We start from the raw sequence: 14418 nt of genomic DNA, 5'->3' as shown, positions 1-14418 counted from the left end.
CTCACTCCTTCCGGTCGGCGTTCGCCAGGATCGCCGACCGGAGGTAGGCCGCGAAGCCGGGCCCGTACGCGTCGAGCGAGGCCGTGAACCGCTCGTCCGCGACGAACATCTCGGCGAGCCCGCGGTGGATCTCGTACGAGCAGTCGTAGTGGAACCGGCAGATCTGCTGCCTGTGCTCCTCCGCGAGGTCCATCGCCCCCTCGGACTCCGGGCCCGCGCCCGTGCCCATGTACGCGGCGAGCCTGCGCCCCCAGTCGTCGTTCTCGTCCTTGATCCGCCGCCAGTCCTCCTTGGTGTACGAGGCGGCCCTGCGCTGCGACTCGCGGTACGCGGCGGTGCCGCCCCAGCGCTCCTCGACCTCCTCGGCGTACTGCTCCGGGTCGTGCTCCCCGAACACCTCGAACTTCTCCTCGGGCGTGAGGTTGATGCCCATCTTCCGTGCCTCCATGGCGGTCTCGACGGCCTCGGCCATCTTCTTGAGGGTCTCGATGCGGCCGGTGAGCAGCGCGTGCTGGCGCCGCAGGTGCTCGCGGGGGTCCGTGTCCGGGTCGTCCAGCAGGGCCTGGACCTCCTCAAGCGGGAAGCCGAGCTCCCGGTAGAAGAGGACCTGCTGGAGCCGGTCGAGGTCCGCGTCGCTGTAGCGGCGGTGCCCGGCGGGGCTGCGCCCGCCGGGGGTCAGCAGCCCGATCTCGTCGTAGTGGTGCAGCGTGCGCACGGTGATCCCGGCGAATTCCGCGACCTGTCCGACCGAGTAGCCCATCGCTCCGTCCCTCCGATTCCTTGGTACGCGCTCCAGCCTGGCTCCTCACGTCGCGTGAGGTGCAAGCCCCGCGGGTGCGGGGCTCGCGGGTGCGGGCCCCGCAGGTGCGGGCCTCGCGGGTGCGGGCCCCGCGGCCGGTTCGCCGAGTGTTGCGCCCGCCCGTGTCCGCTTAGTGTGATTTCGGCCCGTCGTACGCGTGGGAGGAGCCGGACATGCCACTGCACCGCGGTGGGAACGGACGCCCGGAGAACGAGGAGCTGCTGCGCCTGGACGTGAACCCGTTCTTCGGGCTGGCCGACCCGGTCGGCCAGATGGCCTCGGCCCCGCCCAAGCACCGGCTGCCCGAAGGGCCGGTCGCGCCCTCCACCGCGTACCAGCTCGTCCACGACGAACTGATGCTGGACGGCAACTCCCGGCTCAACCTCGCCACCTTCGTCACGACGTGGATGGAGCCGCAGGCCGGGGTGCTGATGGCGGAGTGCCGGGACAAGAACATGATCGACAAGGACGAGTACCCGCGGACGGCCGAGCTGGAGCGGCGGTGCGTGGCGATGCTCGCCGACCTGTGGCACGCGCCGGACCCGGCGGCGGCCGTGGGCTGCTCGACGACCGGGTCGAGCGAGGCGTGCATGCTCGCGGGGCTCGCGCTGAAGCGGCGGTGGGCGGCGCGGAACGCCGACCGGTACCCGGCGAGCGCCCGGCCCAACCTCGTGATGGGCGTCAACGTGCAGGTCTGCTGGGAGAAGTTCTGCAACTTCTGGGAGGTCGAGGCGCGGTGCGTGCCGATGGAGGGCGAGCGCTTCCACATCGACCCTGCGGCGGCCGCGGCGCTCTGCGACGAGAACACCATCGGGGTCGTGACCGTCCTCGGGTCGACCTTCGACGGGTCGTACGAGCCGGTGGCGGAGGTGTGCGCGGCGCTGGACGAGCTGGAGTCCCGAACCGGCCTCTCCGTGCCCGTCCACGTGGACGGGGCGTCGGGCGCGATGGTCGCGCCCTTCCTCGACGAGGACCTGGTCTGGGACTTCCGGCTGCCCCGGGTCGCGTCGATCAACACGTCGGGGCACAAGTACGGGCTCGTGTACCCCGGAGTGGGGTGGGCACTGTGGCGGTCGGCCGAAGCGCTGCCCGAGGAGCTGGTGTTCCGGGTGAACTACCTGGGCGGTGACATGCCGACGTTCGCGCTGAACTTCTCCCGGCCGGGCGCGCAGGTGGTGGCGCAGTACTACACGTTCCTGCGCCTGGGGCGCGCCGGCTACCGGGCCGTCCAGCAGGCGTCGCGGGACGTGGCCCGGGGGCTGGCGGAGCGCATCGAGGCGACGGGGCGGTTCCGGCTCCTGACGCGGGGCGATCAGCTGCCGGTGTTCGCCGTCACGACGGCGGGGGATCCGGCGGTCACGGGGTGGAACGTCTTCGACGTGTCGCGCCGACTGCGGGAGCGGGGGTGGCTGGTCCCCGCGTACACCTTCCCGGCGGACCGCCAGGACCTGGCGGTGCTGCGCGTGGTGTGCAGGAACGGCTTCTCGGCGGACCTGGCGGCGCTGCTGGTGGGGGATCTCGAATGGGCGGTACGGGAGTTGGACGCGGGGGGCGCGGGGGGCGCCGGGGGCGCCGGTCAGGTGTCGGGGTTCCACCACTAGGTGGGCGCGTTGCCTGGGGGCGGCGTTTTGCGCGGCACGGGGTGCGGGGCCCTTGTTGGGGTCCCGTTGCACGGGGGCGTCGTTTTTTGCGCAGTTCCCCGCGCCCCTAGGTGGATGGGGTGACCCGGTCACGGGGATGGATTGCCCGGGGGGCCGGGGGCGCTCCAGGGTGCACTCCTCAGATCACGAGCCGGAACCGTTTGCAGTCCTGGATAGCCCGGGTCTTGGCTCGTGCTCCTGCGGGGAGCACCCTTCCGACCCCCACCCCGGGGAGCCCCTGCGGTCCCGGAGGACACGGCCCTCGCGGAGGGGTGACCGTCCCCCGTACGGGCTTCACGACGTGAGCCGCTTCAGCATCACCGCGTACGTCGGGGAGTCGTCGTACGGCTTCGACTCGTCGACCTTCTCGTACCCCCACGCTTCGTACAGCGCCACGACCTTGGGGTGCGACAGGTCGACGAACAACGTGACCGCCTCCTCGTCCCTGCCCGCGAGGAGCCCGTCGTGCAGTTCAAGCGAGGCGCCCGTCTTGCGCCAGCGCGGCAGCACCATCAACTCGGATAGGGCGAAAGCCCGTTCCGTTTCTTCCAGGTTCCCGGGCCGTTCGGAGCCGCGCCACCAGCCGCCCGGACTGAAGGGCGCACCGTAGGCATACCCCACGGCCTCCCCTTCGTCGAAGCCGACCACGCAGACCCATCCGTCCCTGCCGCTCCACCCGTCGACGAACCGCGCGAAACGCTCCCGGGAGTCGAAGGCCCCGGGCATGCCTTCGTAGACCTCGTCGTGGATGTCCAGAAGCATGGTCCGGATGTCCTGCGCGTGCTCTTGGCCGTAGTGCTTCAGCTCCACTGCTGTGACCTCTCGATCCAGGCGGTGATTTCGGACGCGGTCGAGCCTGCCGAAGCGACTAGTTGCCGGACCTTCCCCAATGTGTCCGTGGTGCGCTTCGACCCTGATCCCGGGGTGAGCATTTCGTAGGCGCTCTGCCCTGTTGAGCAGGCCAGTTCCAGCTCCCCCTGACTGGCCTGGGCCAGCGCGAGATGAGCCGAGTACAGAGCACGGTTCCGCACCAACTCCGGCCGAATGCCCGACAGTGTCCTGTGGAAGAAGTATTCGGCCCGGTCAAAGTCTCCCAGGGAGAACCACAGGCTCGCAGAGAGGCCGTCGACCTCACTCTGGTCGTAAAAGCCGATCCATGTCGGCCGGTCGCCTTCCGCGCTGCGGGCGAAGGATTTCTCTGCCGCTGCGAGGGCCTTCAAGGCGTCACTGCGCTGGTGGCTCCGCGCCAGTGCTCTTGCGTTGCGCATGTGGGCGAGGGAGGCATATGCAGGGTCGCACCGGGCGACCCACAACGACTTCATGGCATCAGCGGCCGCCGCCACCTCGATGAAGTCCCCTCGCTGTCCGGCCGTCATCGCAAGGTGATTCCACACGTGGTACTGGGTCTCGCTGTCTCCGGACAGCCCCGCGAATGTGACTGCTCTGTCCAAATGCTTGCGTGCTCGGCTCCACGCCTTGGCGTCGATTGCGGCGAAGGCCGCTGTGCTGATCGCATCAGAGGCCAGGGAGTACAACTTCTGGCGAACCCGCGGAGAAGCGTTCCCCGTCGAAAGCGTCGACGTGATGCGCACGGACAGTTCAACCGCAGCGGCTTCCACCCGCCTCGCCCCACCGACCCTCCAGTCGTCCTCAAGAATTTGGACGTACTCACGCTCGTACCGAAGCACATCGCTCATCCCGAGGCGGGACAAGCCGGGGGTGGCTGTGGTGAGGGCAGTGCCGCTTGCGGCTGTGACAAAAGTACGGCGGTGCACAGAGTCCTCCGGCGGGGCCTGGACAGTCTTACCCCGCGGGACAAACCCTAGTTCGACGGCCGGGCGTCCGAACACCTCCTCAAGGCAGAGCCGCTGCCTTGCGTGCGGCCACAAGGTCTTGCCTTCGAGATAGCGCCGCACGTCTCGGTCCGTCAGACGCCCCTCCCGCCCGGTCAGCACTTCGTTCTCGGTATTGATCCTGCGGGCCAAACCCGCCTGGGAGAGGCCGAGTTCTGCCATGGCCTCGGCGAGCACCCGATTCTCCGCCATGCGCGCACGGTAGTGGCATGGAAACCCAGAGCGATAGCTCGAAGGTAAAAATCACCGGGTTCACGCACCCGTCGGCCGACAAAAGCACCTGTCACCGCAGGTGGCCCGCAGGTGGACTTGTCCTGTCGCAACCACTGCCACCACGAAGAGGTGCTTCGATGACCACGGACCTGACCCGTTGCAACTACCGCGCGGAAGTGTCCGCCACGGGGTCGGTGAACGGCGGTCCGGTGCGGGTGGCGCTCGGGATCTTCCGCACTCCGTACGTGGGGATGGCGGTGGGGTGGCTGTTCGCGCAGGCGCATCGGGTGGCGGACGGGCTCGATCCCGGCCCGGACGCGCACTGGGTCGAGCCCGCGCAGCGGGGCGTACTGGTGACCAGTCCCGCACTGAACGAACTTCCCAGCGTGCCCGCTGAGTTGCGGGCGTGGTGTGCGGATCCGGCGAGTCGGCAGGTGGCGTACGAGCGGCTGCGCCACGGGCTGCCCGTCACCGTCTCGGCGACCGATCACACCGGGACGTACGTGCTGCATGCCGTACGTGTGGGTGTCGTGCCCCCGATACGGGCGTACCGCCGAACGCCCCGCATCCCGCGCCCCGCCCGCACGTGAAGTACCTGCGTACCGCGCTCGTCTTCGCGGCCACGTTCGCCGCGTGGGCCGCGATCGGCTGGCTCCTCGCCGCACCCCTCGTACGCCCATGAAGTCCCTGGGGGACCCCTTCGTGAACCGCTGCTCCGAACGCTTCTTCTACTCGCCCCCAGTGGTGGGCCGTGCCGTCGAACTCGCCGGCGGTGATGCCGATCCGCAGGACGTACTGCCGTCCGTGGAGTGCGAGTTGACCCGGCACGGCGACGCGGACCACGCCGCGCACCTGCTGTTCCTGCCCGGACCCTCCGGGCGTGCGGTGTGGGTGCGCTGGCAGCACACCGACTCCCGTGTCCAGGTCATGGACCCCTGCGGAGCGCCGTGCGAACTGTTCGCCGACCACCCCGGCGGTCATCTGCTCCCCGTGTCCTCCGGGCTGCGGGACTTCTCAACCCTTCTGGAGAACGGAATGCCCATGGCGCACGCCGACATCGACCCTGCCAACCCGCCCCGCCGCCGCATCGGCGCCGTCGTCCTCATCCGCGACCAGGACGGATCCGTCCTCCTGGTGAAGCCGACGTACAAGCACGCGGACAGCCGCCTCGGGTGGCAACTCCCCGGTGGGGGCGCGCATCCGGACGAGACGGTGGCGGCGGCTGCCGCGCGGGAGCTGTTCGAGGAGACCGGGCTGCGCCGCCACATCTCGCACGCGCTGATGATCGACCAGATGCCCGCGCACGAGGACAGCGCCGAGGGCATCAACATCGTCGTGGACGGGGGGATTCTGACGCCCCAGGAGGCCCGTGCCGTGCGCCTTCCGGAGAGCGCTATCGCCGAGTTGTCCGCGCTGCGGTGGGTGCCCATGGGCGACCTGGACAAGCACGCCCTGCCGTACCAGGCCGCCCGCATCCGCGCCGCCGCCCGCGCGTACGAGTTCGGGATGCGCCTGCCGCTCTACCAGCGTGGGGAGCCCGCCCGGGTGTAGGCGGGCGCGCCCCAGGGGCGCCGCCTTTCGCCTGCGGCGGGCAGGGCCCCTCCCCACCCCTTCCCGAAAACCTGCCGGTGGCGAGCCCGCTTACGCGGGATGGGAACGCGCGGCACCTGCCCCACCCTCGCGCAGTTCCCCGCGCCCCTAACGGGGCGCAACCCGTGCCGAACGGACCCGCCCCGCACAGGGCCCCGTCAGGGGCGCGAGGCCACGGGCAAGCCACCACCGGCACGCACGAGTTCACCCCCGGCACGGGGACCGTCACCCCTCCGCGAGGGCCGTGCCCCCGGGCACCCCGCGTCGCACCGGGGTGGGGGTCGGAAGGGTGCTCCCCGCAGGAGCACGAGCCAAGACCCGGGTTACCCAGGACTGCAAACGGCCACGGCTCGTGATCCGAGGAGTGCACCCTGGAGCGCCCCCGGCCCCCCGGACAATCACCCCAGTGACCGGATCACCCCATCCACCCAGGGGCGCGGGGAACTGCGCAAAAAACGGCACCCCGAGGCAACGGGACCCCAACAAGGACCCGCACCCCGTGCCGCGCAAAACGCCGCACCCGAGGCAACGGGACCTCAAAAGGACCCCGCCCCCCTACCGGTCCAAGCGGGCGAACCTCGCCGCCGCCAAGGGGAAGAACACCGCCACCAACCCCACCGGCCACGCCACCGCAAGCAGCGTCGCGTGGTCGGAGGCCCAGGATCCGCCCCCCACTCCCGGGTTGCCGAACAAGTCCCGTACCGCCGTCGCCGTCGCCGACATCGGGTTCCATTCCACCGTCGCCCCCAGCCACCCCGGCATCGTCCCGGGATCCGCCAGCGCGTTGGAGAGGAAGGCGACGGGCCACACCAGGATCTGTACGGCCACGACCATCTCGGGCTTGCCGGCGACCAGCGCCAGGTAGATGCCGATCCACAGCATCGCGAACCGCAACAGCAACAGCAGCCCCAGCGCCCCCAGCGCCGCCGTGAACGAGCCGTGCCAGCGCCAGCCCATCGCGAGGCCGACCCCGACGAGGACGACGAGGGACACCGCCGACTGGAGCATGTCGGCGGCGGAACGGCCCACCAGCACCGCCCCGTTGGCCATCGGCATCGACCGGAAGCGGTCGATGACGCCCTTGTTGAGGTCCTGGGTGACCGCGACCATCGTCGCGTCGAGCCCGAAGCCCATGGCCATCGCCAGCATGCCGGGCACGAGGAACTCCACGTACTCGCCCTCGACGCCCCGCCCGCCCCCGATCAGGTAGCCGAACATCAGCATGAGCATCACGGGGAAGACGAGGCCCACCACCACCTGCACGGGCTGCCGCGCCCAGTGCGCCAGCTCCCGCCGGGTCATCGTCCAGGAATCGGTGACCGCGCCGAGACCCGCGCCGAGGCCCGCGCCGCCCTGGCCGCCCCCGCCGCCCCTCTCCCGCACCGCGCCGCGGCCCGCCCCGCGCCCGCCGTCCCTCTCCCGCACCGAGTCGAGGCTCACGCTTCCCCCTCCTTCGTGAGGTGCAGGAACACCTCGTCGAGCGTCGGCCTGCGCACCGCGACGTCCTGTGCCGCGATCCCGGCCCCTTCCAGGGCCCGTACGGCCCCCGTGAGCGCCGCCATCCGGTCGGGCGCGGGCGCGCTGACCGTCCCCCGCGCCTCGTCCACCTCGGCGTCCGCGCCCAGCAGCCGTGCCGCGTGCGGGAGTTCGGCGATGTCGCGCAGGGTGACCTCGACGCGGTCGCCGCCGACCTTCGCCTTGAGTTCGTCCGCCGTGCCGTCCGCGATGACCCGCCCGCCGTCGACGACCGAGATCCGGTCGGCGAGCTGGTCGGCCTCCTCCAGGTACTGCGTGGTGAGGAGCACGGAGGTGCCGGTGCCGACCAGGGAGCGCACCGACGCCCAGACCTCGGCCCTGCCGCGCGGGTCGAGCCCGGTCGTCGGCTCGTCGAGGAAGAGCACCTCGGGGTCGGTGATCAGGGAGGCGGCGAGGTCGAGGCGGCGCCGCATGCCCCCGCTGTACTGCTTGACGGCCTTGCGGCCGGTGTCCTCCAGGCCGAAGCGGGCCAGCAGTTCGTCGGCGCGGGCGCCCGCGCGCCGTGCGCCGAGGTGGTGCAGCCTGCCGAACATCTCCAGGTTCTGCCGCCCGCCCAGCTCCTCGTCCAGCGCGGCGTGCTGGCCGAGCAGCCCGATGCGGCGGCGCACCCCCGCCGGGTCGACGCGCACGTCGTGCCCCGCGACCACCACCCGGCCCCCGTCGGCGCGCAGCAGCGTGGCCATGATGCGTACGGCGGTGGTCTTGCCCGCGCCGTTGGGGCCGAGCACCCCGTGCACCGTGCCGCGCCGCACTCTCAGGTCGAGGCCGTCGAGCGCGTGCTTCTCGCCGTACCTCTTGCGGACTCCGTCCATGACGATCGCGTCCGTGTCAGTCAAGATCCGTCCTTCCCGGCCGAACCCGTCTCGCTAATCAAGTTTGACTAGCTACGGGCGAGAGGAGAAGGTAACGCCGCCTTCGGCGTTAGTCAAGCTTGACTACCGATCGTCCCCCGGGTGCCGCTCCCCCGTCGCGTACGGGTTCTCCTCGCCATCGGCCAGCACCCCGACGAACCGCTCGCCCGCTTCCCCCGCGAAGGTGTACGCGCCCCGCTCGATCCGCTCGATCAGGCCCCGCGTCCACTCCGCGCCCGCGTCGGCCGAGTGCACCCACATGTTCATGATCTCGCCGATGTGGCCGAGCGGTTCGGGCCCCTCCTCGGGCACGTAGAAGTCCGTGACGCCCGCGCGCCACGCCTCCAGGCCCCGCACCCGCTCCTTGAGCAGCGCGACGGCCTCCGCGCGCTGGAGCTCCACGATGAAGCCGACGGCCGCCGACAGGACGTCGGTCCCCCGGTCGTGCGCGGTGAGGGAGTCCCGCAGCAGCCGCAGGAACTCCTCGGTGCCGGCCTCCGTGAGCTCGTACTCGACCCTCGGCGGGCCGCCGACCGCACTGGGCGCCGTCTCGTGGGCGAGCAGCAGCCCCTGCTTCGCCATCTGCTTGAGCGCGTGGTAGATCGAGCCGGGCTTGGCGTTGGACCACTCGTGGGCGCCCCAGTACTCCAGGTCGTTGCGGACCTGGTAGCCGTGTGCGCGGCCGTGCTGCCGCACGGCGCCCAGGACCAGCAGCCGGATCGCTGACATCAGGGGGCCTCCGAGGTGCCTACTCAATTTTGACTAGGCTACCTTCGGCCCCCCGCCCGTGCCCGCCCCGGCCCTCCGGTCCCGCTAGTCCTCCCGCGCCGCCCGCGCCTCGTCGACCAGCGTGAACGCCGTCTTGCCGTCCAGGGACTCGCGGATCACGTCCGCGTGCCCGGCGTGCCGCGCCACCTCGGTGATCAGCCGCAGCAGCACCCAGCGCATCGAGACGTCCTCCTTGGGGAACCACGGCTCGTCCGGCAGCGCGAACGTCTCGTCCAGGCTGGGCAGCCCCCGGATGAACTCCTCGGTGCGCGCCGCGACCCGGTCCCAGTACGCCAGCTGGCCCGCCACCGTCTCGTCGCGGACCAGCACGAAACACTCGTGCCAGTTCGTCTCGTCGCGCGCGACGGCCGGGGCGACGCCCTTCGCCCGGGAGATCCAGCCCTCCTCGGCCTCGGCGACGTGCTTGAGCAGCCCGGACAGCGAGAGCTCGCTGGCGCTCGGCTTCGTCGCCGCCTGCTCGTCGCTCAGGCCGAGCAGCGTCCGCCTGATGCCGCCGCGCTGCTCGTCCAGGAACGCCAGGAGCGCGCCGCGCTCGTCGCCGTGCGCCTCTGCGGGAACGTGCATGACCATGGTGTCCGCCCTTCTCGGCCGTTTCCGATACTCCGAAGGTACGGGGTCTTGCGGACAGCTACTGTCCTCAATGGGCTACAGCTGGAAGTCCGTCCTGCCGTGCTGCACCGAGATCCACTTCTGCGTGGTGAACGCCTCCACCGCCGCGTCCCCGTTCAGCCGCCCCACCCCGGACGCCTTCTCGCCGCCGAACGCGACCAGCGGGTCGTCCTGGATCGTGGAGTCGTTGACGTGGAACATCCCGGCGACGACGCGCTTGGCGAACCGTACGCCCCGCTCCACGTCCCGGGTGTGCACCGCGCCGCTCAGGCCGTACGGGGTGTCGTTGGCGATCCGCACCGCCTCGTCCTCGCCGTCGAACGGCACGAGGACCACGACCGGGCCGAACAGCTCCTGGCGCAGCATCGGGGCGCCCTCGGGGAAGCCGGTGAGGACCGTCGGCTCGACGAGGTTGCCGCGCGTCCTGCCCCGCACCAGCGCCGTCGCGCCGTCCGCGATCGCCTGGTCCACCACGCCCGTCAGGGCGTCCGCGTGGAAGGTGTTGATGACCGGGCCGAGCTGCGTGTCGGGCTCGCGCGGGTCGCCGGTGCGCAGCGCCTTCACCTCGGCGACGAACTTCTCGGTGAACTCCGCCTCGATCGAGCGGTCCAGCAGGATGCGGTTGGCGGCCATGCAGACCTGGCCCTGGAAGGTGAACCGGCTGAAGATCGCGGCCTCGACCGCGTAGTCGACGTCCGCGTCCTCCAGCACCACCAGCGCGCCGTTGCCGTTCAGTTCGAGCACCGTGCGCTTGAAGTGGCTCGCGGCGACCGCGCCGACGTGCCGGCCCGTGCGGTCGGAGCCGGTGAAGGAGATGACCTGCGGCACGGGGTGCTCGATCAGCGCGTCGCCGATCTCGGCTATGTCCGTGACCAGCACGTTGAGCAGCCCCGCCGGGAGCCCCGCCTGCTCGAAGATCCGGGCGATCAGCGCGCCGCCGGTCACCGGGGCGTTCTGGTTGGCCTTGACCACGACCGCGTTGCCCAGGGCCAGCGCGGGCGCGACGGACTTCACGGTCACCAGGAACGGGAAGTTGAACGGGCCGATGACGCCGACGACGCCCACCGGCAGCCGGTAGACGCGGTTCTCCCTGCCGTCCGTGGGCGACGGCAGGATGCGCCCCTCGGGCCGCACCGCCTGCTGGATCGCCTCGCGCATGAAGTCGAGCCCGAGCCTGACCTCGTGCTCCGCCTTGGAGCGCGTGCTGCCCGTCTCGTCGATGATCGCGTCGATGATCTCGTCCCGGCGCTCGGCGGCGACCACCAGCGCGCGCTCCAGGACGAGTCTGCGCTCGAACGGGTTGGTCGCCGCCCAGGTCCGCTGCGCCCGCTCGGCGGCCCGGTACGCCTCGTCGACCTCGGCGACCGTCGCCACCGTGATCGCCGCGAGCTTCTCGCCGTTGTAGGGGTTGAAGTCGATGATGTCCCACGACCCGGAGCCGGTTCGCCACGCGCCGTCGATGTACTGGTGGGCCAGCTCGGTGAAGAAGGACATGCGATCCCTTACTGCAGGTGCAGACTCCCGGTGAGGAGATTTCATCGTACTGATGTCTCAGGAGAGTTGGAGGAGGCCGCGGAGAAGATCGCGGCTCTCCTCGGGCCCCGGGCTCTCCTCCTGGAGCCGTTCCATCGCCCTTTCGTACAGGGCGACCTCCTCCGGCTTGTCCAGGTAGAGCGCGCTGGTCAGCTGCTCCAGGTAGACCAGGTCGGAGAGGTCGGACTCGGGGAAGCGCAGCATGGTGAAGGCGCCGCTCTCGCCCGCGTGCCCGCCGTAGCTGAACGGCATGACCTGGAGCGTCACGTTGGGCTGTTCACTGATCTCGATGAGGTGCTTCAACTGGCCGCGCATCACGTCGCGTTCTCCGTACGGGCGGCGCAGCGCCGCCTCGTCGAGCACCGCGTGGAAGCGCGGCGCCCGCTCGGAGACGAGCACCTTCTGGCGCTCCAGGCGGAGCGCGACCCTGCGGTCGACCTCCGCGCACGCCGAGTTCGGCATGCCGCGCGAGACGACCGCGTGCGCGTACGCCTCGGTCTGCAACAGGCCGTGCACGAACTGCACTTCGTAGATGCGGATGAGGGAGGCGGCGCCTTCGAGGCCGATGTAGGTCTGGAACCACCCGGGCAGCACGTCGCCGTAGGAGTGCCACCACCCGGCCACGTTGGCCTCGCGCGCGAGGTTGAGGAGCGACTCGCGCTCCGCCTCGTCCGTGACTCCGTAGAGGGTCAGCAGGTCTTCGACGTCCCTCGCCTTGAAGCTCACCCGTCCCAACTCCATGCGGCTGATCTTCGATTCGGAAGCGCGGATCGAGTAGCCGGCCGCTTCTCTCGTGATCCCTCGCGATTCGCGGAGCCGCCTGAGCTGTGAGCCCAGGAGGATGCGCCGCACCACGGATCCGCTCGACTCGGCTGCGGTCACCGGTCCACCCTCCCCATCCGTCGCTGTGCTGTCGCCCCCGACTGCCGGATTCTGCCATCAAAACGCTTCAGCCCGTACTCATTCGATTACGGAAATGAGAAGCCTTTGGGAAAGACGCGAAGAGAACCTGGGGAAGATATGAGCAAGAAACGGCACGGTCATGGACAGGTCCGGCGCGTGCACGTGCATCTGCCCTTGCATCTGCCCTGCGCGTTCGGAACGATGGTCCCCGCGCACCTGCGTGCTCGTTCGTGTTGTGACGCCGTTTGACCAGTGTTTGAGCTGTGCCACCGCAGTGACGCTACGGCCGCGAAACCGGGGAGTGCCTCGCATGGGGACGAATGGATCGACCATGGTCGAGCCCTTAAGACAGGGTCTGCCGCCCGTCGATCCTTCGACCGTCTCCAGCTCCGCCTCGTGCGCACTGCCCCCTCGGTACGAAGCAGTACGCAGCGCACGGCAGTTCACCAGGGCGACACTGCGCAAATGGGACCTGGGCGACCGGTTCGACGACGTGGCCCTGGTCGTGTCCGAGCTCGTCACCAACGCACTGCGGCACGCCCTGCCCGCCGACGTGACCGCGGCCGACGCGGCGCACGAGGAGCGCGAGCCCGGCGTGCACGGGCAGCCTCCCGTACGGCTCCACCTGATGCACTGGACCTCGCGACTGGTGTGCGCGGTGCGCGACCCCAGCGGGGAGAGCCCCGTCGCGGGCGAGGCGCCGGACTCCGCGGAGTGCGGGCGCGGCCTGTTCCTCGTGGACTCCTTCAGCGACAGCTGGGGCTGGCACCCCCTGGCGGGCGCGCTGCACGGCAAGGTCGTGTGGGCGCTGTTCCGCCTTCCGGCGGCCGAGCCCGCCGAGTAGACCAACCGCCGAGCGGACCGCTCGCCCCCGGGCCGGGGGCCGGGGGCGAGCGCGCCGCACCGGGGCCCCGCGCGCTGACACGTGCCGCCGGGCGGCGCGCGCCGACCACCGCGCGCACAGGGGCGGTTGGTGATCAGGCGACCAGGTGGTCGAACTCGCCGTCCTTCACCCCGAGCAGCAGCGCCTCTATCTCCGCGGGCGTGTAGACCAGGGCGGGCCCGTCGGGGAAGTTCGAGTTGCGCATGGCGACGTTCCCTCCCGGCAGCTTCGCGAACTCCACGCAGGATCCCTGGGAGTTGCTGTGCCTGCTCTTCTGCCAGACGACTCCGTGAAGCTCTGTGGCCGCCATGCCGTTGTACACGTGGTGCACAGGACGCTCCCCGAGTTGCAAGGTGCAGGTGTCAACTTTTGGGGATCATAGCCGTGTTCATATGCAGATGCATGAGCGGATGCATGAGCGGATGCACGTGCACGCGGGGTGCTTATTCGGTTACAGCACCGCCGCCGTCTGGACCCCCGTACACCTACAGACGCGTTCCGCGGCCGATCGGATGCCCTTTCGGCCACGGTCACCGCGAAGTCACCACATCTGGAAGCGGAGCCGCCCTGGTAGCTTGACGCGTTCTTGGATCCGACTAGGGGGACAGCAAACGTGCACAAGCTCGTACGAAACGGTGTGACCGCGGCAGGGCTCGCCGCGCTCCTCGCACTGACCGGCTGCGGCAGCGACGACAAGGGCGACTCCGGCAAGGGCAAGGAGGAGAAGTCCACGTCGGGCGGCACGGGTGCCGCCACGGGCGGCGACGACAAGAAGGACGACGGCGCCGCCAAGGGCGGCGACGAGTCCGTCGAGGGCAGCTGGATGTCGGTGGGCGGCGCCAAGCCCGTGGTGCTCAGTGTCAAGGGCGAGCAGGCCGTGCTGGTGGCCGACGGCCACGTCTGCTCGGGCACCGCGAAGAGCAAGGGCAAGGTGACGCTCTCGCTGACCTGCGCCGACGGGAACACCGACCGCACCATGGGCTCGGTCGAGTCCAACGACGGCACGTCGATCACCGTCTCCTGGGACGCGGGCAAGTCCGACACCCTGACGAAGACGGAGCCCGGCAAGCTCCCCGACATGTCGAAGGTCCCCGGGGCCGGCGACGTCCCCGAGGCCGGTGACATCCCCGAGCTCCCGCAGCCCTGACGGACCGGTAGCAGGAAGGGGGCGGTCGGCGGCGGCCGACCGCCCTCTTCTGTCTTCTCTGGTCTTCTCGGC

15 protein-coding genes are annotated in these 14418 nt (G+C 70.5%); 5 read left to right on the top strand and 10 right to left on the bottom strand.

Annotation, left to right across the window (positions count from 1 at the left end):
- Position 1: 1 nt before the first annotated feature.
- A complete protein-coding gene (locus ACIBNE_RS33190) occupies positions 2 to 760 on the bottom strand; it encodes a MerR family transcriptional regulator (RefSeq protein WP_399278227.1) in 759 nt (252 codons plus the stop codon).
- Between the two features lie 212 nt (positions 761 to 972).
- On the opposite strand from ACIBNE_RS33190, the gene ACIBNE_RS33185 reads away from it, so the two are divergent.
- Positions 973 to 2400, top strand: a complete 1428-nt coding sequence (locus ACIBNE_RS33185; protein WP_399278225.1) for a glutamate decarboxylase — start codon at positions 973 to 975, stop codon at positions 2398 to 2400.
- 333 nt (positions 2401 to 2733) lie between these two features.
- Here ACIBNE_RS33185 and ACIBNE_RS33180 read toward each other — a convergent pair whose 3' ends face one another.
- Both ACIBNE_RS33180 and ACIBNE_RS33175 read right to left on the bottom strand, forming a co-directional pair.
- Entirely contained in the window at positions 2734 to 3249 is a 516-nt protein-coding gene (locus ACIBNE_RS33180; RefSeq protein WP_399278223.1) for a GNAT family N-acetyltransferase, read from the bottom strand.
- Complete coding sequence (locus ACIBNE_RS33175; protein WP_399278221.1) at positions 3240 to 4484, bottom strand: XRE family transcriptional regulator; 1245 nt, start codon at positions 4482 to 4484, stop codon at positions 3240 to 3242. The genes ACIBNE_RS33180 and ACIBNE_RS33175 overlap by 10 nt, the downstream gene beginning before the upstream one ends.
- Positions 4485 to 4642: 158 nt before the next feature.
- Here ACIBNE_RS33175 and ACIBNE_RS33170 point away from each other — a divergent pair, with 158 nt between their 5' ends.
- A complete protein-coding gene (locus ACIBNE_RS33170; RefSeq protein WP_399278219.1) occupies positions 4643 to 5095 on the top strand; it encodes a hypothetical protein in 453 nt (150 codons plus the stop codon).
- A gap of 88 nt (positions 5096 to 5183) precedes the next feature.
- Positions 5184 to 6056 carry an NUDIX domain-containing protein gene (locus ACIBNE_RS33165; RefSeq protein WP_399278218.1) on the top strand — a complete coding sequence of 291 codons (873 nt, stop codon included), beginning with the start codon at positions 5184 to 5186 and terminating at the stop codon, positions 6054 to 6056.
- 594 nt (positions 6057 to 6650) lie between these two features.
- Here ACIBNE_RS33165 and ACIBNE_RS33160 read toward each other — a convergent pair.
- From ACIBNE_RS33160 to ACIBNE_RS33135, 6 genes are all read right to left on the bottom strand, one after another.
- Positions 6651 to 7397 (bottom strand): ABC transporter permease, encoded by a 747-nt coding sequence (locus tag ACIBNE_RS33160; RefSeq protein ID WP_399278374.1) that lies wholly within the window; start codon positions 7395 to 7397, stop codon positions 6651 to 6653.
- Between the two features lie 134 nt (positions 7398 to 7531).
- Positions 7532 to 8443: an ATP-binding cassette domain-containing protein gene (locus ACIBNE_RS33155; RefSeq protein ID WP_399278372.1), complete on the bottom strand. Its 912-nt coding sequence runs from the start codon at positions 8441 to 8443 to the stop codon at positions 7532 to 7534.
- A 123-nt stretch (positions 8444 to 8566) separates the two neighbouring features.
- Positions 8567 to 9211, bottom strand: a complete 645-nt coding sequence (locus tag ACIBNE_RS33150) for a PadR family transcriptional regulator (RefSeq protein ID WP_399278216.1) — start codon at positions 9209 to 9211, stop codon at positions 8567 to 8569.
- Between the two features lie 84 nt (positions 9212 to 9295).
- Positions 9296 to 9841 (bottom strand): DinB family protein, encoded by a 546-nt coding sequence (locus tag ACIBNE_RS33145; RefSeq protein ID WP_399278214.1) that lies wholly within the window; start codon positions 9839 to 9841, stop codon positions 9296 to 9298.
- 75 nt (positions 9842 to 9916) lie between these two features.
- Positions 9917 to 11374: an aldehyde dehydrogenase family protein gene (locus ACIBNE_RS33140; protein ID WP_399278213.1), complete on the bottom strand. Its 1458-nt coding sequence runs from the start codon at positions 11372 to 11374 to the stop codon at positions 9917 to 9919.
- 57 nt (positions 11375 to 11431) lie between these two features.
- Positions 11432 to 12295: a helix-turn-helix domain-containing protein gene (locus ACIBNE_RS33135; protein WP_399278211.1), complete on the bottom strand. Its 864-nt coding sequence runs from the start codon at positions 12293 to 12295 to the stop codon at positions 11432 to 11434.
- Positions 12296 to 12626: 331 nt separating this feature from the next.
- On the opposite strand from ACIBNE_RS33135, the gene ACIBNE_RS33130 reads away from it, so the two are divergent.
- Complete coding sequence (locus tag ACIBNE_RS33130; protein WP_399278209.1) at positions 12627 to 13160, top strand: ATP-binding protein; 534 nt, start codon at positions 12627 to 12629, stop codon at positions 13158 to 13160.
- Positions 13161 to 13293: 133 nt separating this feature from the next.
- On the opposite strand, the gene ACIBNE_RS33125 is transcribed toward ACIBNE_RS33130, so the two are convergent.
- Complete coding sequence (locus tag ACIBNE_RS33125) at positions 13294 to 13530, bottom strand: DUF397 domain-containing protein (RefSeq protein WP_399278207.1); 237 nt, start codon at positions 13528 to 13530, stop codon at positions 13294 to 13296.
- 282 nt (positions 13531 to 13812) lie between these two features.
- Between ACIBNE_RS33125 and ACIBNE_RS33120 the strand changes: the two genes are divergently transcribed.
- On the top strand, positions 13813 to 14346 hold the full coding sequence (locus ACIBNE_RS33120) for a hypothetical protein (protein ID WP_399278205.1): 534 nt from the start codon (positions 13813 to 13815) through the stop codon (positions 14344 to 14346).
- Positions 14347 to 14418: the final 72 nt, after the last annotated feature.

It is taken from the genome of Streptomyces sp. NPDC050504 (assembly GCF_044458065.1).
In the GTDB taxonomy this organism is placed as follows: domain Bacteria; phylum Actinomycetota; class Actinomycetes; order Streptomycetales; family Streptomycetaceae; genus Streptomyces.
This window is presented reverse-complemented; position numbering and strand designations above follow the sequence as displayed.